This is a genomic window from Allokutzneria sp. A3M-2-11 16 (assembly GCF_024213555.1).
Lineage (GTDB): Bacteria > Actinomycetota > Actinomycetes > Mycobacteriales > Pseudonocardiaceae > Allokutzneria.
This window is the reverse complement of sequence record NZ_JANAVO010000001.1, coordinates 3,474,412-3,494,503: the sequence shown is the minus strand read 5'-3', so window position 1 is coordinate 3,494,503 and position 20,092 is coordinate 3,474,412. Positions and strand designations below refer to the sequence as shown.

General features: G+C 70.3%; 21 protein-coding genes and 1 riboswitch. Of the genes, 10 read left to right on the top strand and 11 right to left on the bottom strand.

The window, feature by feature from the left end; genetic code table 11:
• Positions 1–34: 34 nt before the first annotated feature.
• The 6 genes from NLX83_RS17165 to NLX83_RS17140 are packed head-to-tail and all read right to left on the bottom strand — an operon-like array spanning position 35 to position 5,356.
• Positions 35–1,390, bottom strand: a complete 1,356-nt coding sequence (locus NLX83_RS17165; protein WP_254235849.1) for a cytochrome P450 — start codon at positions 1,388–1,390, stop codon at positions 35–37.
• A complete protein-coding gene (locus NLX83_RS17160; RefSeq protein ID WP_254235848.1) occupies positions 1,387–2,733 on the bottom strand; it encodes a cytochrome P450 in 1,347 nt (448 codons plus the stop codon). Before NLX83_RS17160 ends, NLX83_RS17165 begins: the two co-directional genes overlap by 4 nt.
• On the bottom strand, positions 2,730–3,329 hold the full coding sequence (locus NLX83_RS17155) for a GTP-binding protein (protein WP_254235847.1): 600 nt from the start codon (positions 3,327–3,329) through the stop codon (positions 2,730–2,732). Before NLX83_RS17155 ends, NLX83_RS17160 begins: the two co-directional genes overlap by 4 nt.
• Positions 3,307–3,660 (bottom strand): DUF742 domain-containing protein, encoded by a 354-nt coding sequence (locus NLX83_RS17150; protein ID WP_254235846.1) that lies wholly within the window; start codon positions 3,658–3,660, stop codon positions 3,307–3,309. Before NLX83_RS17150 ends, NLX83_RS17155 begins: the two co-directional genes overlap by 23 nt.
• A complete protein-coding gene (locus tag NLX83_RS17145; protein WP_254235845.1) occupies positions 3,657–4,070 on the bottom strand; it encodes a roadblock/LC7 domain-containing protein in 414 nt (137 codons plus the stop codon). The genes NLX83_RS17150 and NLX83_RS17145 overlap by 4 nt, the downstream gene beginning before the upstream one ends.
• Positions 4,067–5,356 (bottom strand): ATP-binding protein, encoded by a 1,290-nt coding sequence (locus NLX83_RS17140; protein WP_254235844.1) that lies wholly within the window; start codon positions 5,354–5,356, stop codon positions 4,067–4,069. The genes NLX83_RS17145 and NLX83_RS17140 overlap by 4 nt, the downstream gene beginning before the upstream one ends.
• Before the next feature lie 723 nt (positions 5,357–6,079).
• Here NLX83_RS17140 and NLX83_RS17135 point away from each other — a divergent pair.
• Both NLX83_RS17135 and NLX83_RS17130 read left to right on the top strand, forming a co-directional pair.
• Positions 6,080–6,538 carry an HD domain-containing protein gene (locus tag NLX83_RS17135; protein ID WP_254235843.1) on the top strand — a complete coding sequence of 153 codons (459 nt, stop codon included), beginning with the start codon at positions 6,080–6,082 and terminating at the stop codon, positions 6,536–6,538.
• Positions 6,539–6,593: 55 nt separating this feature from the next.
• A complete protein-coding gene (locus tag NLX83_RS17130) occupies positions 6,594–7,022 on the top strand; it encodes a hypothetical protein (protein ID WP_254235842.1) in 429 nt (142 codons plus the stop codon).
• A gap of 162 nt (positions 7,023–7,184) precedes the next feature.
• Here the strand turns inward: NLX83_RS17130 and lepA are convergent, their stop codons facing one another.
• Positions 7,185–9,029, bottom strand: coding sequence for a translation elongation factor 4 (gene lepA, locus NLX83_RS17125; RefSeq protein ID WP_254235841.1), 1,845 nt, complete (start codon positions 9,027–9,029; stop codon positions 7,185–7,187).
• A gap of 182 nt (positions 9,030–9,211) precedes the next feature.
• Here lepA and NLX83_RS17120 point away from each other — a divergent pair, with 182 nt between their 5' ends.
• Positions 9,212–9,775 carry a class I SAM-dependent methyltransferase gene (locus NLX83_RS17120; RefSeq protein WP_254235840.1) on the top strand — a complete coding sequence of 188 codons (564 nt, stop codon included), beginning with the start codon at positions 9,212–9,214 and terminating at the stop codon, positions 9,773–9,775.
• Here the strand turns inward: NLX83_RS17120 and NLX83_RS17115 are convergent.
• Positions 9,772–10,617, bottom strand: coding sequence for an EamA family transporter (locus tag NLX83_RS17115; protein ID WP_254235839.1), 846 nt, complete (start codon positions 10,615–10,617; stop codon positions 9,772–9,774). The genes NLX83_RS17120 and NLX83_RS17115 overlap by 4 nt on opposite strands.
• 257 nt (positions 10,618–10,874) lie before the next feature.
• Between NLX83_RS17115 and NLX83_RS17110 the strand changes: the two genes are divergently transcribed.
• The 3 genes from NLX83_RS17110 to NLX83_RS17100 all read left to right on the top strand — a co-directional run bounded on the left by NLX83_RS17110 (position 10,875) and on the right by NLX83_RS17100 (position 13,012).
• Positions 10,875–11,801 carry an SPFH domain-containing protein gene (locus NLX83_RS17110; RefSeq protein ID WP_254235838.1) on the top strand — a complete coding sequence of 309 codons (927 nt, stop codon included), beginning with the start codon at positions 10,875–10,877 and terminating at the stop codon, positions 11,799–11,801.
• Between the two features lie 9 nt (positions 11,802–11,810).
• Complete coding sequence (locus NLX83_RS17105; RefSeq protein WP_254235837.1) at positions 11,811–12,020, top strand: hypothetical protein; 210 nt, start codon at positions 11,811–11,813, stop codon at positions 12,018–12,020.
• Positions 12,021–12,244: 224 nt separating this feature from the next.
• Positions 12,245–13,012: an esterase/lipase family protein gene (locus NLX83_RS17100; RefSeq protein ID WP_254235836.1), complete on the top strand. Its 768-nt coding sequence runs from the start codon at positions 12,245–12,247 to the stop codon at positions 13,010–13,012.
• Here the strand turns inward: NLX83_RS17100 and NLX83_RS17095 are convergent, their stop codons facing one another.
• Entirely contained in the window at positions 13,013–13,819 is an 807-nt protein-coding gene (locus tag NLX83_RS17095; protein WP_254235835.1) for a TSUP family transporter, read from the bottom strand. It lies immediately after the preceding gene.
• A 150-nt stretch (positions 13,820–13,969) separates the two neighbouring features.
• Between NLX83_RS17095 and NLX83_RS17090 the strand changes: the two genes are divergently transcribed.
• Together NLX83_RS17090 and rpsT are read left to right on the top strand one after the other, a co-directional pair.
• Entirely contained in the window at positions 13,970–16,225 is a 2,256-nt protein-coding gene (locus NLX83_RS17090; protein ID WP_254235834.1) for a glycoside hydrolase family 3 N-terminal domain-containing protein, read from the top strand.
• Positions 16,226–16,389: 164 nt separating this feature from the next.
• Positions 16,390–16,650: a 30S ribosomal protein S20 gene (gene rpsT, locus NLX83_RS17085; RefSeq protein WP_254235833.1), complete on the top strand. Its 261-nt coding sequence runs from the start codon at positions 16,390–16,392 to the stop codon at positions 16,648–16,650.
• Positions 16,651–16,824: 174 nt separating this feature from the next.
• Here rpsT and NLX83_RS17080 read toward each other — a convergent pair whose 3' ends face one another.
• Positions 16,825–17,379 carry an RNA polymerase sigma factor gene (locus tag NLX83_RS17080; protein WP_254235832.1) on the bottom strand — a complete coding sequence of 185 codons (555 nt, stop codon included), beginning with the start codon at positions 17,377–17,379 and terminating at the stop codon, positions 16,825–16,827.
• Positions 17,380–17,736: 357 nt separating this feature from the next.
• On the opposite strand from NLX83_RS17080, the gene NLX83_RS17075 reads away from it, so the two are divergent.
• Both NLX83_RS17075 and NLX83_RS17070 read left to right on the top strand, forming a co-directional pair.
• Positions 17,737–18,147 (top strand): SSI family serine proteinase inhibitor, encoded by a 411-nt coding sequence (locus NLX83_RS17075; protein ID WP_254235831.1) that lies wholly within the window; start codon positions 17,737–17,739, stop codon positions 18,145–18,147.
• A gap of 153 nt (positions 18,148–18,300) precedes the next feature.
• Positions 18,301–18,705 (top strand): SSI family serine proteinase inhibitor, encoded by a 405-nt coding sequence (locus tag NLX83_RS17070; protein WP_254235830.1) that lies wholly within the window; start codon positions 18,301–18,303, stop codon positions 18,703–18,705.
• A 115-nt stretch (positions 18,706–18,820) separates the two neighbouring features.
• Here the strand turns inward: NLX83_RS17070 and holA are convergent, their stop codons facing one another.
• On the bottom strand, positions 18,821–19,801 hold the full coding sequence (gene holA, locus NLX83_RS17065; protein WP_254235829.1) for a DNA polymerase III subunit delta: 981 nt from the start codon (positions 19,799–19,801) through the stop codon (positions 18,821–18,823).
• Between the two features lie 151 nt (positions 19,802–19,952).
• A riboswitch (SAM riboswitch) is annotated at positions 19,953–20,083 on the top strand.
• Positions 20,084–20,092 lie beyond the last annotated feature (9 nt).

The window sequence follows — 20,092 nt, the reverse complement described above, 5'->3', positions numbered from 1 at the left end:
CGCCCCGCAGACGCGAATGCCGCGCACGCCACAACTACTGCCCGCGCCACCACCGGCCGAGCGCGTGCCTCCAGCCGGTCGGCGGCGGGGGCTGCTCCTGCGGCACCTGGGGCACGGAGCTGGGGGTCAGCCGCGCCCACGACGGGACGGAGACGGTGTCCCCGCTCACCGCCTGCACGGGGGTGAACTTCACCGGAAGTGCCGTCAGCGAACGGAAAAATGGGCTCGGCCGCCACTCCAGCCGCTCCGCGGGCACCGCGAGGCGCAGGTCCGGCAGCCGGTCCAGCAGCTTCTCGATCGCGATCGAGGCGATCAGCCTCGCGGTCCCCTGCACCGGGCACGCGTGCGGTCCCGCGCCCCAGGACAGGTGCGCGCGGTTGCCCGCGCGGTACCCACCGTGGACGGTCGGGTCGGTGTTCGCCGCGGCGTAGCCGATCAGCACCGGCTGGTCGGCGGGCAGCGTCACCCCACCCACGTTCACCGGGTGGGTGGGGAAGGTGACCGAGAGGTTGGTCATCGGCGGATCGGTCCACAGCACCTCGTCGAGCGCGTCCTCGATCTGCATGCTGCCGCCCGCCAGGTCACCGGCGAAGCGGTCGTCGGAGAGCAGCAGCCGCAACGCGTTCGCGGTCAGGTTCGCCTGGTGCTGGGTCACCGCGCCCAGGATGATGAACAGCTGGTGCAGCATCTCGTCGTCGGTCAGCCGCGCGGGGTGCGCCATCATCCACGACGTCACGTCGTGCCCCGGCTCCCGCCGCTTCAGCGCCACCAGCTCGGTCAGCGCCCGGGTCAGGTCGATGTTGGCCTGTTCCGCCTCGACCACGTCCACGACCCGGCTCATGCCGCTGACCAGGCGATCACCCAGCTCGGTCGAGCACCCGTGCAGGTAGTTGAACACCCACAGCGGCAGCGCCAGCGCGTAGCCGGCCAGCAGGTTCACCTCGCCCGTCGCGGCGAAGCGGCCGATCAGCATCTCGGCGGTGGCCTCGACGTGCGCCCGGATCATGTTCGGGTCGACCTTGCCGTAGGCGTCGCTGATCACCCGGCGCAGCCGCGCGTGCGCGTCCCCGTCGGACATCAGGCAGGTCGGCCGGTAGCCCATGACGGGCAGCACCGGGGAGTCCGGCGGCATCGTGGCCTGCCACCGCCTGCCGTCCCGGACGAACGTCCCGGGGCTGCGCAGCACCTCCAGCGCGGCGTCGTAGCCGAGCACGAGCGTGGCGTGCACGCCCGGCGCGAGCTCCACCGGCGCGGTCTGCCCCTGGTCGCGCAGCCGCTCGTACACCGCGGCCGGATCGGCGGTGAACTCCGGGCCGTACAGGGGAACCCGGCCGCCGGAGAACGGACAGCTCGCCGGGGCGCGGTCCTCGTCGGGGGGAAGAGAGCTCACTGTCCGCGCCACCACCGGATGATCGTGTGCACCCAACGCTTCCTGACCGCCGTGGGCAGCGGGGCGACCAGCTTCTGCTCGCCGGGGACCACGGGCAGCGGGGCGGTCGGGGGTGCCGTCTCCACCGGGCGCACCGGGGTGAAGGTGACCGGCAGTCCGGACAGCGCCCGCAGGAACGGCGACTCCCGCCACGGCAGGTCCTCCACCGGGACCGCGAGGCTCAGATCGGGCAGCCGGTCCAGCAGCTTCTCGATCGCGATCGAGGCGACCATCCGCGCCTGCCCCTGCACCGGGCACGCGTGCGGTCCCGCGCCCCAGGCCAGGTGCGCGCGGTTGCCGGAGCGGTGCTCGACGCCGAAGCCCGGGTCGGTGTTGGCCGCCGCGTAGCTGATCACCACCGGCTGGTCGGCCGGCAGCCGGGTCCCGGCGACCATGACGTCCTGCACCGGGTAGCTGGCGGAGAGGTTGGCCACCGGCGGGTCGGTCCAGAGCACCTCGTCGAGCGCGTCCTCGATCCGCATGCTGCCGCCCGCCACGTACCCGGCGAAGCGGTAGTCCGACAGCAGCAGCCGCAGCGCGTTGGCGATCAGGTTCGCCTCCGGCTCGGTTCCCGCGCCCAGCATCAGGAACAGCTGGTGCAGGATCTCCTCGTCGGTCAGCTGCGCCGGGTGCTCGATCATCCAGGACGCCATGTCCTGCGCGGGTTCCCGCCGCTTCAGCGCGATCAGCTCCAGCAGCGCGGTGGTCAGCCGCTCGTTGGCCTGCTCGGGATCGCGCATGTCCACGATGTCGCGCATGCCGGTGACCATCCGCTCGCCCACGTCCCTCGGGCAGCCGTGCAGGAAGGTGAACACCCACAGCGGCAGCGCGACGGCGTACTCGGTGAGCAGGTCCGCCGACCCGCGATGGGCGAACTGGTTGATCAGCATGTCCGCGGTGGCGTCGACGTGGGCGCGGACCTTGTTCGGGTCCACCCTGGCCACGCTCTCGGTGATCACCCCGCGCAGCCGCGCGTGCTCCGCGCCGTCGGTCATCAGGCAGTTCGGCCGGTAGGACATCACCGGCAGCACCGGGCAGTCCTCGGGCACCGTCGCCGCCCAGCGACGGCCGTCCCTGGGGAAGTCACCCGGGTTGCGCAGCACCTCCAGCGCGGCCTCGTAGCCGACCACGAGCGTCGCGGGCACCCCGGGGGCCAGCTCCACCTGCGCGAGCTGGCCCTGTTCGCGCAGCCGCTCGTAGACCCGGGCCGGGTTCTCGTTGAACTCCGGGCCGTACAACGGAACCCGGCCTCCCGAGACGGGGCAGCCGGTGCCGATGTCGATGCCTGCTGGAACTGAATTCACGCGTACTCCCGAACCGGGCGACGGAGGAGGTGTTCCACGAGGGCGATCAGAGCGTGTGTGGAGGACACCCGGTCGCGGGCGTCACAGGTGATCAGCGGGGTCTCCGGGAGCAGGTCCAGCGCCTCGCGCAGCTCCGGCTCCGGGAACCTGGGCGCGCCGTCGAAGTCGTTGACCGCCACCGCGTAGGGCAGCTCCAGCTCCTCCAGCAGCCCCATGATGTCGAAGGACTCCTCGAGCCTGCGGGTGTCGGCGAGCACCAGCGCGCCGAGCGCGCCGGTCGCGATGTCCTTCCACAGCTGCTTGAAGCGGTGCTGCCCGGGCGCGCCGAAGAGGTAGAGCACCAGCTGATCGTTCAGCGTCAGCCTGCCGAAGTCCATCGCCACCGTCGTGGTGCTCTTGCCCTGGATGCCCGCGAGGTCGTCGACGTGCTCGGCCGCCTGCGTCATCGTCTCCTCGGTGCGCAGCGGACGGATCTCCGAGAGCGTGCCGACGAAGGTGGTCTTGCCGACCGCGAAGTGCCCGACGACGAGCAGCTTCACCGCCGTGCGCACGGTGGCCCGGACGTAGATCCCCTCAGACGAGCGCGCGGAGGCCATCGAGCACATCCCTGAGCAGCTTGAGGTCGGGGCCGCCGCGAGCCGGGGACTCGGAGGTGACGGCGAGGTGCCCGCTGTCGACCAGGTCCGACAGCAGCACCTTGGTGACGCTGACCGGCAGGCCCAGGTGCGCGGCGGCCTCGGCCACCGACAGCGCCCCGCCCCGGCACAGCTCCATCGCGCGGCGCTTCTCCGGGCTCAGGCCCGCGACCTGGTCCCGGGCCACCGTCACCAGGGTGACCAGGTCGAAGGTGTTCCGGGTCGGATGGGCCCGGCCGCCGGTCACCACGTGCGGCCGCACCAACGCCCGTTCGCGGCGGTTCGCGGTCATGCCCGGCTACCGATGCCTTGCCGCGGCGGACTGGTCAGCTCCTTGCCGAGCCGCTGCACGAGCTCCTGCAGCCGGAACGACACGGCCTCCATGTCCACCCGGTCGGTCGCCGAGACCGCGAGGTAGGCGCCCGGTCCGGCGGCGACGAGGAAGACGTAGCCGCCCGCGAACTCGTTGACCGTCTGCTGCCAGCCGCTGATCGCGCCGCCGCAGAACTCCGCGGTGCTGCGGGCCAGCGCCTGCAGGCCGGACATGGCCGCGGCGTGCCGGTCGGCGTCGTCCCTGGTGATCGTCTGCGAGTGGGCCATCAGCAGCCCGTCCGCGGAGAGCAGGATCGCGTGCAGTGTCTCGGGCATCTGCAACGCGTTGTCGAGCATCCAGCCCAGCCGGTTGTTCGTGGGTTCGGTCATTCCTGGGGGCTCCCCTCTGCGACGGGCGGGACGGCGCGGCCGGACCGCGTGCCGCGCTGCCACGCGCCCAGTCCGGACGTGGTCCTGGACGCCGGGCGGATCGGCAACGGTGTGGTCTGGGCGCCCAGTTCGGCCGGGGCGTCCCGGCGGCGGCGCTTGGGCAGCCCGCCCGCGGTGCGCTCGGTCGCGCCCGCGGTCACGGGCTCCTCCTGGCGGCCGTGGCGGGGTGAGCTGGGGTGCTGCACGACGGTCGCGTGCGTCTCGGGGACCTCGGGCCGGGTCACCGCGGGCTCCGGCAGGGGAACCCTGGTCAGCAGGGCGGTCGGCAGGAACACCACGGCGCGCACGCCGCCGTAGGGCGAGCGGGTGTCGACGGAGACGGAGAACCCGTAGCGCGCGGCGAGCAGGCCGATCACGGCGAAGCCGACCTGGGGCGGGTCGCCGAGCCGGTTGATGTCCTGGCCCGCGCGCCCGGAGAGCAGTTCGGCGGCGTGCCGCAGCTCGTCGTTGTTCATGCCGACGCCCGCGTCGTCGATGACGATCGCCATCCCGTTGTGCGCGGGCTGGAAGTTGACCTGGACCGAGGCGATCGGCGGCGAGTGCCGCGCGCCGTTGTCCAGCAGCTCGGCGACGGTGAGCACGACGGGCTCGACCGCGCGGCTGACCACCGCGGTGTCGGACTGCGTGGGCACCTGGACGCGGAGGTAGTCCCGGATGCGCGAGGTGGCGCCGCGGACCACGTCGGTCAGCGCCGATGCGGACCGCTGCTGGCCCGGCCACGAACCGCAGAGCACGGCCGTCGCCTGCGCGCGACGGCCGAGCTGGGAGTTCATGTGGTCGATCGTCATCAGGCCGCCGAGCACGGTCGGGTTGTCGTGCTCCTCCTGCATGCCCGAGATGGCCAGCTGCTGCTCGTTGGCGAGGCTCTGCACCGCGCGCATCATCGCCTTGACGGCGGTGCGCGCGGACTGCTCACCGCGGTCCTTGGCCTGCCGCATGGACTCGGCGAACAGTTCGAGCACTACCTGGTGCGCGCCCGCGACCCTGGGGTGCAGCGGCGGCGGGACCTCGTCCTGGCGGTGGTCGGGCGTCGCGGCGAGGGCGGGCAGGCGGGTGGAGACGAGGTGCGCCTCCTCCTCCGTCCGGGCCCGGACCGTGGTCTCGAGTTCGGTGTTGCGCGCGCGCAACCGGTTGGTGATGCCGTGCTGGCGGGCCAGCAGGACGACCACGACGAGCGCGAACGCGACCGCCACCCATAACGCGGCGGCGAGTACTTCTTGCCCCATCAGATCCTCACGGTCGACAGCGACTCCGACAACGACTCAGACAACAGCACTGGCAACAACGGCACCGACAGCGAAGTGACCCCGGTGCCGCCGGGAGGTTTGGGCGATCACCGAGTGGCTTACCCTATCGGGTACATCTCCAAGATCATCAACAGTCGATTCGCCGCACAATGCGGTGAAATCCTTGCTCACCCGGCACTTCCGGCGATTCCCCGCGCTGCACGCGGGGCATCTCCGAAGAGTATTCGCCTTTTTCCCGGCGCGAAACAAGGCCAATTGCGGCGAGTGGACTGCCGGGAAATCACCCGAAGTCATGATGTACCACCCGGTTCAGCTAATCCGCTTGCCCCGGCACGGCTTCGTGTGGCACGGCTCCGGCTTTCCCTCCTTTCGCCGGGGCTGCCGAATCAGCGCGAACCCCCGTCCCACTAGGCCGTTAGCGTGATCGTTTGGGTAATCGCGGGCCGCGAGGCAACGCAACCCCCTTCTCGCTCGTCCCTATCACAGATGTCCTCCAGCCTGTTCGCAGCGTTTGCATGCATCCGCGCGGAGGCGGGGCCGTCTTCTCAACTACGACGGTGGCGACCGGACTGTCGGGGGCCGGCCGCCACCGTCACTCTCCTCTGCCTGTCAGCGTGCCCGGGGGGTCTGACAGAAAATCCCCGGAGGAGACTGGGCGGGCTCCACTTCACCGGATCGTGCGACGACGCCCTCGGAGGCACCATGAGCGAACCCACCTCTTTCACGCTGGACACCGCGATCGCCCTGGCCACGCACGCCCACGAAGGCCAGCTCGACAAGGCGGGGAAGCCCTACATCAAGCACCCGCTGCGGGTGATGGACACCGTCGAAGGCACCGAGCACCAGATGGCCGCCGTGCTGCACGACGTCATCGAGGACACCCCGGTCACCGCCGACGACCTGCGCGCGGCCGGTTGCCCGGAGCGCGTTGTCACCGCCGTGATCGCGCTGAGCCACCGCCCCGGCGAGCCGATGGCCGACTACCTGGCCCGCGCCGCCGCCGACCCGATCGCGCTCGTGGTCAAGCGCGCCGACATCGCCGACAACAGCGGCCCGCTCCGGCTGGACCAGCTCGACGAGCCGACCAGGAAGCGGCTGCGGCTCAAGTACGCGACCGCGCTGCGCCTGCTCGACGAGTACGAGGCCGCGAACTCGTCCTGACCGCTTCGCCGAGTGGACCTGTCCCGCGCGGGCGAGTCCGGCGCATCCTCCCCGCATGTCCATGTGGAGGAGCGTGCGCCCGCGGACCCCGGCGAGGGTCCTCGGCGCCACCGCCTTCGGCGCGATCGCGCTGATCATCGCGTTCCTGTTGTGGGACAACGAAGTCCCGACCGCCTTGGTGCTGCTGCCCGGCGCTGTCCTGGCGCTGCGCCACGCCCGCTCCGGTGTCTACGTCAGCGATCACGGCGTGCGCGTGCGCCGCGTCCTGAGCACCCGGACGCTGCGCTGGGTGGAGCTGTACGCGGTCACCAGCCGCCCCGACGGCCTGCGCGCGCTCCGCACCCGCCGCACCGTCCTGTGGCTGGAACCCTTGCGCGGCAACCCCTTCCCCACGCCCATCCGCTGCCGCCCCACCGCGTCCCCCACCCAACGCACCGCCTACGACAACGCCGTGGCCCTGCTCCACGCCCCAGCCCGGGTATGACGGTCTTCAAGTACCCCCAACCCCACCCCCACACATCGCAAACCGCCCCCAACCCCGGCAGAGCCAGCGGGGTTGGGGGCGGTTTGCGGTCAGCACAGGCGGGGTTCGTAGGACTTGAAGACGCCCCAACCACCCCAGCCGAGGTTGAGGGGTGCGGGACGGCTACTTCTTGGACTTCTTGTCGCCCGCCTCGTCGGTGGACAGCGCGGCTACGAAGGCCTCCTGGGGGACCTCTACGCGGCCGACCATCTTCATCCGCTTCTTGCCTTCCTTCTGCTTCTCCAGCAGCTTGCGCTTACGGGTGATGTCACCGCCGTAGCACTTGGCGAGCACGTCCTTGCGGATGGCGCGGATGTTCTCGCGGGCGATGACCCTGGACCCGATCGCGGCCTGGATCGGCACCTCGAACTGCTGCCGGGGGATCAGCTCGCGCAGCTTGCTGGTCATCCGGGTGCCGTAGCCGTAGGCGGCGTCGCGGTGCACGATCGCGCTGAACGCGTCGACCGGCTCGCCCTGCAACAGGATGTCCACCTTGACCATCTGAGAGGCCTGCTCGCCCGACTCCTCGTAGTCCAGCGACGCGTAGCCCCTGGTCCGCGACTTCAGCGCGTCGAAGAAGTCGTAGATGATCTCCGCGAGCGGCATGGTGTAGCGCAGTTCGGTCCGGTCGGCGGAGAGGTACTCCATGCCGCCGAGCTGACCGCGCCTGCTCTGGCACAGCTCCATGATCGCGCCGACGTACTCCGCCGGCGAGATGATGGTGCACTTGGTGATCGGCTCGTGGATGTCGGCGATCTTGCCCTCCGGCCAGTCGGAGGGGTTGGTGACGATGTGCTCGGTGCCGTCCTCCATCTCCACCCGGAACACCACGTTGGGCGCGGTGGAGATGAGGTCGAGGCCGAACTCGCGCTCCAGCCGGTCGCGGGTGATCTCCAGGTGCAGCAGGCCGAGGAAGCCGCAGCGGAAGCCGAAGCCCAGCGCCGCCGAGGTCTCCGGCTCGTAGGTCAGCGCGGCGTCGTTGAGCTGGAGCTTGTCCAGCGCCTCGCGCAGTTCCGGGTAGTCCGAGCCGTCCATCGGGTACAGGCCCGCGTAGACCATCGGCTGCGGTTCGCGGTAGCCGCGCAGCGCCTCGGTGGCGCCGCGCTTCTCCGAGGTGACGGTGTCGCCGACCTTGGACTGGCGGACGTCCTTCACGCCGGTGATCAGGTAGCCCACCTCGCCGACGCCGAGGCCCACGCTGGCCTTGGGATCCGGCGAGACGATGCCCACCTCCAGCAGCTCGTGCGTGGCGCCGGTGGACATCATCTTGATCCGCTGCCGCGGGGTGATCTTGCCGTCCATCACCCGGATGTAGGTGACCACGCCGCGGTAGGTGTCGTAGACCGAGTCGAAGATCATCGCGCGCGGCGGGGCGTCGCTGTCGCCGGTCGGCGCGGGGATCAGCCGGACCGCCGCGTCGAGCAGCTCGCTGACGCCGAAGCCGGTCTTGGCCGAGACCCGCAGCACCTCCTCCGGCTCGCAGCCGATGATGTGCGCCAGCTCGGCCGCGTACTTGTCCGGCTCCGCGGCGGGCAGGTCGATCTTGTTCAGCACCGGGATGATGGTGAGGTCGTTCTCCAGCGCCAGGTACAGGTTGGCCAGCGTCTGCGCCTCGATCCCCTGCGCGGCGTCGACCAGCAGGATCGCGCCCTCGCACGCCTCCAGTGCGCGGGAGACCTCGTAGGTGAAGTCCACGTGGCCGGGGGTGTCGATCAGGTGCAGCACGTGCTCGGTGTCGCCGACCTTCCACGGCAGCCGCACGTTCTGGGCCTTGATCGTGATGCCGCGTTCCCGCTCGATGTCCATCCGGTCCAGGTACTGGGCCCGCATGGCCCGCTCCTCGACCACGCCGGTGAGCTGCAGCATCCGGTCGGCCAGGGTGGACTTGCCGTGGTCGATGTGCGCGATGATGCAGAAGTTCCGGATCAGCTCCGGGCTGGTGAACGTCTTGTCCGCGAACGAGCTCATGCGGCGACCTCGCAGTGCTCGGCGGTCGTCAAGGCGGCTGCGCTCTGGTAGTTCGTTCGCTTCACTCGGTGTCCTCGCTGGATATGGGTGACACCCCATGTTCCCATGTCGGTGACAATGCCCGGCACACGTCCGGGGCAACCCTGATGTGGTCTCAGTCGCCCCGCGCTTGGCTGGACTCCATGAACGGCGTGGTCATTTCCCCGGCGAGTCCCCTGACCGGCCTGTTCGCGGCCGGGTCCGCGCGGGCGGAGCGGCGCCTGGTCGAGCACGCGCGCCTCGGCCCGGGTGACGCGGTGCTCGTGCTGGGCGCGGGCACCGGGACCGGCGTGCGAGCGGCGGGCGCGCTCGTGCCGAAGGGCGTCGCCATCGCCGTGGACCCGTCGCCGGACGCGCTGCGATCCTGCGCGGCGCGCTGCTCGGGGCTGGTCGGCACCGGCCAGGTCAGGCTGCGGCCCGGCACGGCGGAGCGGACCGGGCTCGGCGACGGCTCGGTCGACGTGGCGATCTCCGTGGACACGGTGCACCTCTGGCCGGACGTCGCGGCGGGGTTCACCGAGCTGCACCGCGTGCTCCGGCCCGGAGGCACCCTGCTGCTGTCCGTGCGGCGATCGCGCTTGCGCTGCAAACCGCTGGATCTGCGGCTGCTCGCACGCGACGCCGGCTTCACCGAAGTGATCATGCGACTCGGGTCGCTGCGGTTGTTCTCCGCGCCACGCTTCGAACTCCTGGCCCGCAAACGCTAAGCGGACGCAAGCATGGCGACTCCGGCGAGCACGACGACGGAGCCGCCGATCCTGCGCACCGGGTCCTTCTCGCCGAACAACTTCCACGCCGCGATACCGCCGATGACGATGCTCAGCTCGCGGGCGGGCGCGATCAGGCTCACCGGAGTGGTCTGCACCGCGATCAGGACCAGGATGTAAGCCAGCGGTGAGAGCACCGCGACCGCCAACACCGCGCGCCGGTGCAGCCGCCACGACAGCCGCACCTGTGAGCGGTGGGTGGCCGCGTACGGCGAGAGCATCAGCACCTCACCCACCGCGCTCCCCCAGTTGAGCACCAGGGGCGGCACGCCGAGCTCCTTCACCGCGTAGGCGTCCCACAGCGTGTACGCGGCGATCATCACGCCGGTCAGCAGCGCGAAGAGCACCGCGGAACCACCGGCTCGGCCACCACCTCCGATCACGAGCACACCGACGACGACCGTTCCCGCACCGAGCAGACCGAGCAGACCGGGCCGCTCTCCGAAGAGCAGTACAGCGGCCAGCACCGACAACATCGGCCCCGTTCCGCGCGCGAGCGGATAGACCACGGACATGTCGCCGATCGAATAACCGTGTTGCAGCAACAGGAAATAGCCGGTGTGCAGCAGAGCGCTGAGCCCCATCCCGAGCACCGCCGTGAAGCCGAGCGGCGGCCCGCCGAAGGCGATCGCGGCGGCGAACGGCAGGTAGATCGTGGCGGTGACGGCCGAGTACAGCCAGACGAAGGCGGGGCCGCCCGCCCCGGCGCTCTTGGCGGCGAGGTTCCACCCGGCGTGGGCGAAGGCGGCGGCGAGGATGAGCAGCAGTGCGGTGAGGCTCACCGGGATTCCCTCCAGACCACGCCCAGGGCAGGCGTGATCGCGGTTCCTCCAGGCTTTTCCCCCGTCAGATGAACGACCGCGCAGGGGCGGCCGACGGTGCCGCTCGGACCAGTCCCCCACGCCCTGGTTGTCGGGTGATGGCGGGCGAGGGGCGGAACCCTAGGCACTGACCACCGCCAACCTATCCCCTGGCGGAGCGCGCGGACACCTGCTATAAATCTGATATCAGTTTGCTAGGCACCACTGGGGAGGCCGCCATGTCCGACCAACTCGTCCACACGCCGTCCGAGATCGCCGCGACCCGGCCGACACCGAAGATCGGTGAGCACGACGGGAACCGGCTGCCCGGCGTGCCGATGTTCCTGCTCGGCTTCGTCCTGCTGGCCGCGGGCGTGCTGCAGATCGTGCTCTCCGCCAAGACGCACACGTCCGCGTTCCTCTTCACCGGCATCGGCTGCACGATCGTCGGCTCCGTCCTGTTCGCCGGGCTGGTCATGGTCGCCCCCGGCCAGGCCCGCGTGCTCCAGGTGCTCGGCCGCTACACCGGGACGATCCGCTCCGACGGCTTCCAGTGGGTGAACCCGATCGCCACGAAGACCCCGGTGTCCACGAGGATTCGCAACCACGAGACCACGGCGCTGAAGGTCAACGACGCCGACGGCAACCCGGTGGAGATCGCCGCGGTGGTGGTGTGGCAGGTCAACGACACCGCGCAGGCCATGTTCGAGGTGGACAACTTCGTCGACTTCGTGCAGGTGCAGACCGAGACCGCGGTGCGGCACATCGCCACCAGCTACCCCTACGACAACCACGGCGAGACCGGGCTGTCGCTGCGGGAGAACGCCGACGAGATCACCGAGCGGCTCTCCGCCGAGGTCGCCGCGCGCGTCACCTCCGCGGGCGTGAACGTGATCGAGTCCCGGATCACCCACCTCGCCTACGCGCCGGAGATCGCGCACTCGATGCTCCAGCGGCAGCAGGCGAGCGCCATGGTCGCCGCGCGCCAGCGCATCGTGGAGGGCGCGGTCGGGATGGTCGAGATGGCGCTGGACCGGCTCGCCGAGCGCGATGTCGTCGACCTGGACGAGGAGCGGAAGGCGGCCATGGTCAGCAACCTGCTCGTCGTGCTCTGCGGCGACCGATCGACCCAACCCGTCGTCAACACCGGGTCGCTCTACCACTAGGAAGTAGTCGTGGCGGAACGCAAGAGCGTCCTGCTCCGCCTGGACCCCGCGGTGCACGACGCACTCACAAAGTGGGCGAACGACGAGCTGCGCAGCGCCAACGCGCAGATCGAGTTCCTGCTCCGGCGAGCTCTGACGGAGGCGGGGCGGATGCCCGGCAACGCGGCGAAACCCGCCCGCCGGGGCCGCCCGCCGAAAGACGCGAAGGATTCTCCTTAGTTGTGCCTCCCTGAGGTCGGGCAGCAAGTTCCGCGCCCGACCTCAGGGAAGTGGACATCGTGGGGTACACGGGTTCCCTCCCGGACTGGCTCATCAAGCGCTGAGCGGCCCCGCGTCAACGCGCCTGCTGAGGCCGTTCAGTGGAGTGACAGGCGAATGTGACCCGCCTTACATTCTGGGTTACTCGCCAGTTCACCGCCGCTGGTCTCAACGGGGAGACGACTATGCGACTGCTGCGCGCCCTGCTCTGCGCCGCTCTGCTCGCCACCGCCGTCACGATCGCCGCCGCCACCACCGCGACCGCCGCGCCTGCCGCGTGCCAATCGGGCAAACGGCCGGTGATCCTGCTGCACGGAACCTTCAAGAAGTCCGGGAACACCTGGGACGTGCTCGCTCCCGAGCTGAGCCGGGGCGGTTGGTGCCACTACGCGCTCGACTACGGCAACGCCGGGCTGAACCCGATCGCCCAGTCCGCGCGCGAGCTGGCGACCTATGTCGACCAAGTGCTCTCGGCAACCGGAGCGTCCAAAGTGGACATCGTGGGGTACAGCCAGGGCGGCATGATGCCCCGGCACTACCTGAAGTTCCTCGGCGGCGCGGCGAAGGTGAACTCGGTGGTCGGCATCGCGCCCTCCAACCACGGCACCACCCAGCCGCTGGCGAAGCTGCTCGGCGTGACGTTCTGCCCGGCCTGCGACGACCAGTCGGCCGGGTCGGCGTTCCTGCGGGCGCTCAACGACGGCGGCGACCTCGCGGGCTCGGTGAAGTACACGACCATCGCCACCCGGTACGAGGCGGTGGTGACGCCCTACCGCGGCCAGGCGCTGTCCGGCTCGGCCGACCGCGTGACCAACGTCGTGCTGCAGGACGCCTGCCCGCTGCACCTCACCGAGCACCTGCTGATCCCGCACTCGCGGCCCGCGGTGAAGTGGGTGGTCAACGCGTTGCAGCGCGGCGGCGTCGCCGATCCCGGCTACCGCCCGCCGTGCTGATCACGTTCCCAGCGCGACCTTCCACCCCAGGCTGAGCACGAGGGCGGCGACAACGGTCAGGAACACCTTGCGGACGAACTCCGATCCCCGGCGCACGGCCATCCGCGCGCCGAGGACGGACCCCGTGAGGTTGCACAGCGCCATCGCCAGGCCGAGCCCCCACAGCACCTGCCCGGCGGGCACGAAGTAGCACAGCCCGCCGAGGTTGGTGGCGGTGTTGATCACCTTCGCCGTCGCCGACGCGCGCACGAACGCGAAGCCCACCAGGCCCACCAACAGGAACACCAGGAACGAGCCGGTGCCCGGACCGGCGAGGCCGTCCCAGAAGCCGATCACCACTCCCCCGGCCAGCATCACCATCAGCTGCCGGGCGCGCGAGAACCGCTCCGCGTCCTCGGCCCCGAACTCCGGCTTGCGCCAGGTGTAGACGCCGACGACGACCAGCGCGCACAGGACGACCACGTTCAGCGCGCCCGGCGGCAGCATGTCCGCGAACGCCGCTCCCCCAACGGAACCGCCGAACGCGAGGACGGCCGTGGGCGCCGTGCTCCGCCAGTCGATCTTCGTGCGCCGGACGTAGGTGCCGACCGCGGCGGCGGTGCCGACGAACGAGGACAGCTTGCTGGTGGCCAGCGAGTAGAGCGGGGCGCCACCCGGCATCACCAACAGCATCGCGGGCAGCTGGACGAGGCCGCCGCCCCCGACGATCGCGTCGATGGCTCCGGCGAGGAAGGCGGCGACGCAGAGGAACACCAGCGCGGCGATCGAGACCCCGGCGAAGCCGGGCAGGTCCAGGGTTGTGAACACGGACGGACGTTAGGCACGCACCCCTGCAACAAAACAACGCTTACCAGCAGGAAAGCGCTCCCACATTGCTCCGAACGCAGCTATTGGTGACCAACCTCACCGTCGAACGTTAAGGGGCTGCTGCCGCACACCCTCTCGTTGGAGGAGCACGTGCTCACCGCTCGAAGAACAACCGCGTTGGCCGTCACGGCCGCGCTCACCCTCCCGCTCACCACCGCGGCGCAACCCGCGGACCACCTCAACGCCGGGCTCCCGCTCGAAGCGCGGGTGCACGCGTTGCTCGGCCGGATGACGCTGGAGGAGAAGATCGGCCAGATGACCCAGATCCGGGTCGGCAAGCTGAGGGGCGACTGCGACGCGGTCCCGGGGCCGCTGCGCGAGGACTGCATGAAGCCGGTGCTCGTCGACGCGAAAGTCGGCTCGATCCTGTCCGGCGGCGGCGACGTCCCCGCCCCGGACCCCAGCCCCAAGGCGTGGGCGGAGATGACCAACGCCATCCAGAAGTACGCGCTGGACAACAGCAGGCTCAAGATCCCCGTGCTCTACGGCGCGGACGGCGTGCACGGGCACAGCAACGTCGTGACCGCGACGATGTTCCCGCACCAGATCGGCCTCGGCGCCACCTGGGACCCGGAGCTGATCGAGCGGGCGGGCGCCGCGACCGGGCAGGCGATGCGCGCGACCGGCGTGTTCTGGAACTTCGCCCCGGTCTCCGACATCGCCAGGGACACCCGGTGGGGGCGCTACTACGAGACCTACAGCGAGGACCCGCACCTGGCAGGAACCCTTGCCGCGTCGGCGGTTCGCGGCATGCAGGCCGATGACGGCAAGACCGCGCGGCTCACCGCGACCGCGAAGCACTTCGCCGGGTACTCCGAGCCCAAGGGCGGCCACGACCGCGCCGCGGCCTTCCTCCCGGTGCGCACGCTCCAGGACCAGGTGCTGCCGCCGTTCACCGCGCAGTTCCGCGCGGGCGTGAAGACCGTCATGATCAACTCTGGGTCGATCAACGGCGTCCCGGTGCACGCGTCGAAGTACATGCTCACCGAGCAGTTGCGACACCGGCTCGGCTTCACCGGTGTCGCGATCACCGACTGGCAGGACATCCGGTCGCTGGTGACCAAGCACAAGGCCGCGGCCGACTACCCGGCGGCGATCGCGATGGCGGTGAACGCGGGTGTGGACATGGCGATGGAGCCTTCCGCCGCCGGGGAGTTCACCGCCGGGCTGCGCCAGGTCGTTCGCGACGGCCGGGTCAGTGAACGCCGCGTCGACGAGGCGGTCCGGCGCATCCTGCGGCTGAAGTTCGAGCTCGGCCTCTTCGAGCGGCCCTACGTCGACCCCGCCGTGGCCAACGAGCGCGTCAACGGCGTCGGCCTCGACCTCGCCCGCAAGGCCGCGACCGAGTCGATGGTGTTGCTGCGCAACGAGAAGTCCACGCTGCCGCTGGCCAAGGACGGCAAGATCGTGGTCACCGGCGACACGGCGGACGACGTGCGGCGGCAGCTCGGCGGCTGGACCGTCGACTGGCAGGGCGTCCCCGAGCAGGGGCCGGTCCCGGAGGCGGTCACCGTGCTGGAGGGCATCCGCGCGGCGGCGCCGGGAGCCACCGTCGCCCACGCGCCCAACCAGGCCGACGCGGTCGCGCAGGCCAAGGACGCCAAGGCGGTCGTCGTGGTGCTCGGCGAGAAACCCGGAGCGGAGGGGCCCGCCGACACGGAGGAACCCGCGCTCACCCCAGCGCAGCAGAGCCTGGTGGACGCCGTGCGCGCGACGGGGAAGCCCGTAGTTGTCGTGCTGCTCACCGGACGGCCGCAGGTGCTCGGTTCCGTCGCGGACGCCGAAGCGCTGCTCGCGGGGTGGCTGCCCGGCACCGAAGGCGGCACGGCGGTCGCGGATGTGTTGTTCGGCACTGCCAACCCGAGCGGCAAGCTCCCGGTGTCCTGGCCGAAGCGCATCGGTGACCAGCCGATGTCCTACGACCAGCTGCCGGGCACGAACGGCGGTGAGAGCTCCAAGTACGACCCGGCCTTCGCGTTCGGCCACGGCCTGTCGTACACGAGCTTCACGGTCGGAGCACCGAGCGTGCCCAGCTCCGTCCGGGCGGACGCCAAGGTCAAGGTCGGCTTCACCGTGCGCAACACCGGCTCGCGGACGGGCACCGCGGTCGTCCCGGTCTACGTGCACCAGCCGGTCGCGCCGCTCCAGGTTCCCGACAAGCGGCTGGTCGGCTGGGCGCGCGTGGAGCTCGCGGCAGGAGCCCAGCAGGCGGTCGAGGTGGAGTTCTCAGTCGAACAGCTCGCCCTGACCAGCGGTGACGTCGACGGTGCCGGCCGCAGGGAAGTACCGAGAACCGGCTACGAGGTGGTCGTGGAGGACAAGCGGGCCCCGTTCACGGTGCGCTGACCCGGCCCGCTCCGGGCCGTTTTGGGTGGCACGGCGCCCGGTTGTTACCATCACCGGCGTCGTGCCGCGCGGCGTTCCGTCGTGGAGGAAGACTCGCCGGAGTTCAGGCGAGTGCCGATCAAGCGCGGTGCACACCCCACTCGAACGAATATGAGGGTCCAGCCATGGCCAACATCAAGTCGCAGGTCAAGCGCATCAAGACCAACGAGAAGGCGCGCCTGCGGAACAAGTCCGTGAAGTCGGCCCTCAAGACGGCCATCCGCAAGTTCCGCGAGGCCGCCGAGGCCGGGGACAAGGACAAGGCCGCCGCGCTGCTCGCCGAGGCCAGCAAGAAGCTGGACAAGGCCGCCAGCAAGGGCGTCATCCACGCGAACCAGGCCGCCAACAAGAAGTCGGCGATGGCCCTGCGCGCCAACAAGATCTGATCTCAGATCCGCCGTACCCGAGAACGCCGCCCCGCTTCGAGCGGGGCGGCGTTCTTCGTGTGCCCGGGGGCCCTGCTCTTCCTGGCAAGCTCTTCCTGACAAGGTTCCTGGCAGGGTTCCTGGCAAAGGAGAAGGGCCTAGGTACGGGGCCCTGCTCCCCGTACCTAGGCCCTTTCAGCAGCCGATCACCCTGTTGAGGGGCGAACGGCGAGCCATCCACTGACGGACCCGGCAGCGCGCGCGGCTGGCGATGCACTCGGTCGCGCGTCGTGTCGTGCCCAGCCTCCGTGAGATCTCGTCGTGCGGGAGACCGTGGGAGAGCCAGAGCAGGACATAACGTTCGCGCCGACTGAGCTTGCCGCAGTGCGCGACGAGCCACTCCGCCTCGGCCTGGTCGCTGATCGACTCGGCCGGATCTGTCACGTCCAACGGTAGCAGCCTGGCGTGCGTGGCAACCTGCCGCGCGGTGGTGCTCCTGCGGGCCTCGTCGACGCACAGCCGCTTCACCACGGCCACCAGAAAGGGCATCACCCGTTGCGGGTCCAGCGCCGGGAACTCCATCGCCCTGATGAAGGCCTCGTGCACCAGGTCCTCGGCCGACTCACCGGCCCCGGCCCGCACCGCGATCCGGATCAGCGCCGGCCGCAGGTCGACGCATTCCCGCCAGAACTCCTCGCTTCGCGGCCGGGCGCAGCCGTCGTGGAACGCACCGGCCTTCTGATTGGTCAACAACACAGCTCCTAGCATCGACAGGAATTATCGGCGGGACCGACAAGCACGTCTGAACGAGTTATCCGGCCAAATTCCCTTCGAAGCACCTAGGTCTTCACGAGGCGCAACCCGAAGCCCCCCTCGACCGCCTTAGATACCACCGCAAGAACGGTCCGTTGGCAAGGCTTCGTTGCACAGGAAAACATGGTTCCCTCGGACAGCAGGGCGCATACCGCCATTGGAGGGATCGCGTCCTGCTTCCCCCGTCTGTGAGGACGCTCACTGAGTGCGACCGGAAGCCGCTCGCGTATTCGGAGTGGGACGCCCACAGGTGGCCCGCGACATATCCGAACATATTTCGACGAAAGGCAAATCATGCTCAGGAACCGACCGCTTCGGTTCGCCCTGATCACGGCGGCCGCGCTGCTCGCGGTGCCGGCGGTGCCTGCCGGGGCGACCCCCCGGACCGCTCCGCCCGCCGCGGCCCTCGTGCTCACCGGCAACCCCGGCGAGGCCGTGACGCCCGCCGCCAAGTGGGTCCTGCTGACCTGCGGGCCGAACGGCGGCACCCATCCCGCGCCCGGTGCCAGCTGTTCCGCGCTGGCCGCGACGGGCGGGAGCATCTCGACGCTGCGCCTGGACCGCGACGCGATCTGCCCGATGATCTACGACCCGGTGACGGTGTCCGCCACCGGCGTGTGGCAGGGCCGCCGGATCCGCGAACAAATCACGTTCCCGAACAGGTGTGTATTGATCGCGGAAACCGGACCGGTATTCGGATTTTGATTAGTTCTCAACAACCCGATATGATCCGGGTCGTTGACGCGACAAACACATATTCGATCACGCCCGGCTCCCGCAACCGTCAAGGACGTCACTCGACGGTTGTATTGACATGAATTTCGCGGAAACCTATTCGGATATCGGAAAGGGCTCGCAATGCTGCGCAACCGTTTGCCCGGCTTGGTCCTCACCGTCGGCGCGGTCGTGTTTTCCCTCACCCCCACCCCGGCAGTTGCCGAAACCGCCACGGGTGCTCCCTCGGTTCTCGCACTGTCCGTGGCCGACGAGCGCGAAGGCACCCCCGCCAGGAGAGTGACGCTGACGTGCGACCCCACGGGCGGTAACCACCCGTTCGCCGGCCCGGCCTGCCTGCAGCTGGCGAAGGTCGAGGGAAACTTCACCCGATTGAATGTCGGTCTCGATCCACACTGCACAAAGGAATATGCACCTCGCACAGTGACCGCGCACGGTTTCTGGCGCGGAACGCGGATCACCCATCGGGCCACCTACGCCAACGGCTGCCTGGCCGAGGCGCGCACGGACGCGGTCTTCCGCTTCTGAGCTGGGGTTTCCCGGCAGGCGCCGACCAGGCGGGGGGCTCCTCGGCATGCCGCTGGCCGAGGAGCCCTCGCGGTCGCCTGCCCGATCTGTCTGTTGCGTCCTGTATGTACCGCTCTCAGCGGCGGTTGCGCGCGGCGGCGACCTTCAGCACGGCGCGCTCCACGGCGTAGTCCGCGCTGGCGGCCATGCCCTTGACCTCCGCGTTGAGGGTGGCCACCAGGCCCATCGCCTCGGCGAGGCCCTCCGGTGACCAGCCCTGGGCCTGGCCGAGCGCCTTCTTGACCTTCCACGGCGGCATGCCGAGCTGGCCGGCGAGCTGGAACGGGTCGGCCCGGCCCACCCCGGCCACCCTGGCGATGGTGCGCACCGCGTCGGCCAGCGCGTCGGCGAGCAGCACGTGCGGGACACCGAGTTGCAGTGCCCAGCGCAGCGATTCCAGCGCGGCGGTCCGGTCTCCGGTGACGGCCTTCTCCGCGACCACGAAGCCGGTCACTTCGGCGCGGCCGCGGTGGTAACGGCGCACCGCCTGCTCGTCGATCTTGCCGCCCGTGTCCGCGACGAGCTGCGACGCGGCCGCCGACAACTCGCGCAGGTCGTTGCCCACCGTCTCCATCAGCGCCGCGAGGGCCGGTCCGTCGATCTTGCCGCCCGCACGACGAACCTCGTTGCGCACAAAGGATTCCCGGTCTGCGGCCTTGGTCAGCTTGGCGCACTCCGCGACCTCGGCCCCGGCTTTGCGCAACGCGGTGGGCAGCTCCTTGGCGAGCTTGCCTCGCCCGCCGCCGGTGTGCGTCACCACCAGGGTCACGCCCTCGGCGGGGTCGCGGATGTAGGACAGCACCGCCTCGGCGATCTCCTTGCCCGCGTCCTGGGCCGCCTCCAGCACGATCACCCGGCCCTCCGCGAACAGCGAGGGGCTGAGCAGCTCGGCCAGCTCAGGCGGGGTGAGATCGGTCACCCGGACCCGGCGCAGCTCGGCCTCCGGATCGGCCTGTCGCGCGGCGTCCAGCGCGGCCCGCACGGACCGTTCGACGAGGAGCTCTTCCTCTCCGATGACCAGGTGCAACGGGGCAGGCGCCGTGGCGGGAGCACTCACGGCGCCATCCTCGCACGACCGACCGACGCCGGACCGCCGCGGCGCTCCCCTGGCCACGTCCCGCATCCTGGACAACGGTGGCTGCCGGGTGGGACGTTGCCGTAGCGTTGCCGCCGGACGGCCGCCGAAGAGCGCCGCCGCACAACTGAATAGCTCATCCAGAGGGGTAGAGGGATCGGCCCTACGACACCCCGGCAACCGACGCCGACAGCAGCGGACTTCCGCGAGGCCATCAGCGATCACGGTGCCAAATCCGGCCCGCACGAGCGGGAAAGATGAGGAGAGACCTCG

Excerpts from the sequence above, each read along its gene's own strand:
- NLX83_RS17075 (WP_254235831.1), top strand. The coding sequence starts at position 17,737 with ATGCTCAGGAACCGACCGCTTCGGTTCGCCCTGATCACGGCGGCCGCG.
- NLX83_RS17110 (WP_254235838.1), top strand. The coding sequence starts at position 10,875 with ATGTCCGACCAACTCGTCCACACGCCGTCCGAGATCGCCGCGACCCGG.
- NLX83_RS17150 (WP_254235846.1), bottom strand. The coding sequence starts at position 3,660 with ATGACCGCGAACCGCCGCGAACGGGCGTTGGTGCGGCCGCACGTGGTG.
- NLX83_RS17155 (WP_254235847.1), bottom strand. The coding sequence starts at position 3,329 with ATGGCCTCCGCGCGCTCGTCTGAGGGGATCTACGTCCGGGCCACCGTG.
- NLX83_RS17120 (WP_254235840.1), top strand. The coding sequence starts at position 9,212 with ATGAACGGCGTGGTCATTTCCCCGGCGAGTCCCCTGACCGGCCTGTTC.
- NLX83_RS17130 (WP_254235842.1), top strand. The coding sequence starts at position 6,594 with ATGTCCATGTGGAGGAGCGTGCGCCCGCGGACCCCGGCGAGGGTCCTC.
- lepA (WP_254235841.1), bottom strand. The coding sequence starts at position 9,029 with ATGAGCTCGTTCGCGGACAAGACGTTCACCAGCCCGGAGCTGATCCGG.
- NLX83_RS17135 (WP_254235843.1), top strand. The coding sequence starts at position 6,080 with ATGAGCGAACCCACCTCTTTCACGCTGGACACCGCGATCGCCCTGGCC.
- rpsT (WP_254235833.1), top strand. The coding sequence starts at position 16,390 with ATGGCCAACATCAAGTCGCAGGTCAAGCGCATCAAGACCAACGAGAAG.
- NLX83_RS17140 (WP_254235844.1), bottom strand. The coding sequence starts at position 5,356 with ATGGGGCAAGAAGTACTCGCCGCCGCGTTATGGGTGGCGGTCGCGTTC.
- NLX83_RS17145 (WP_254235845.1), bottom strand. The coding sequence starts at position 4,070 with ATGACCGAACCCACGAACAACCGGCTGGGCTGGATGCTCGACAACGCG.
- NLX83_RS17070 (WP_254235830.1), top strand. The coding sequence starts at position 18,301 with ATGCTGCGCAACCGTTTGCCCGGCTTGGTCCTCACCGTCGGCGCGGTC.
- NLX83_RS17100 (WP_254235836.1), top strand. The coding sequence starts at position 12,245 with ATGCGACTGCTGCGCGCCCTGCTCTGCGCCGCTCTGCTCGCCACCGCC.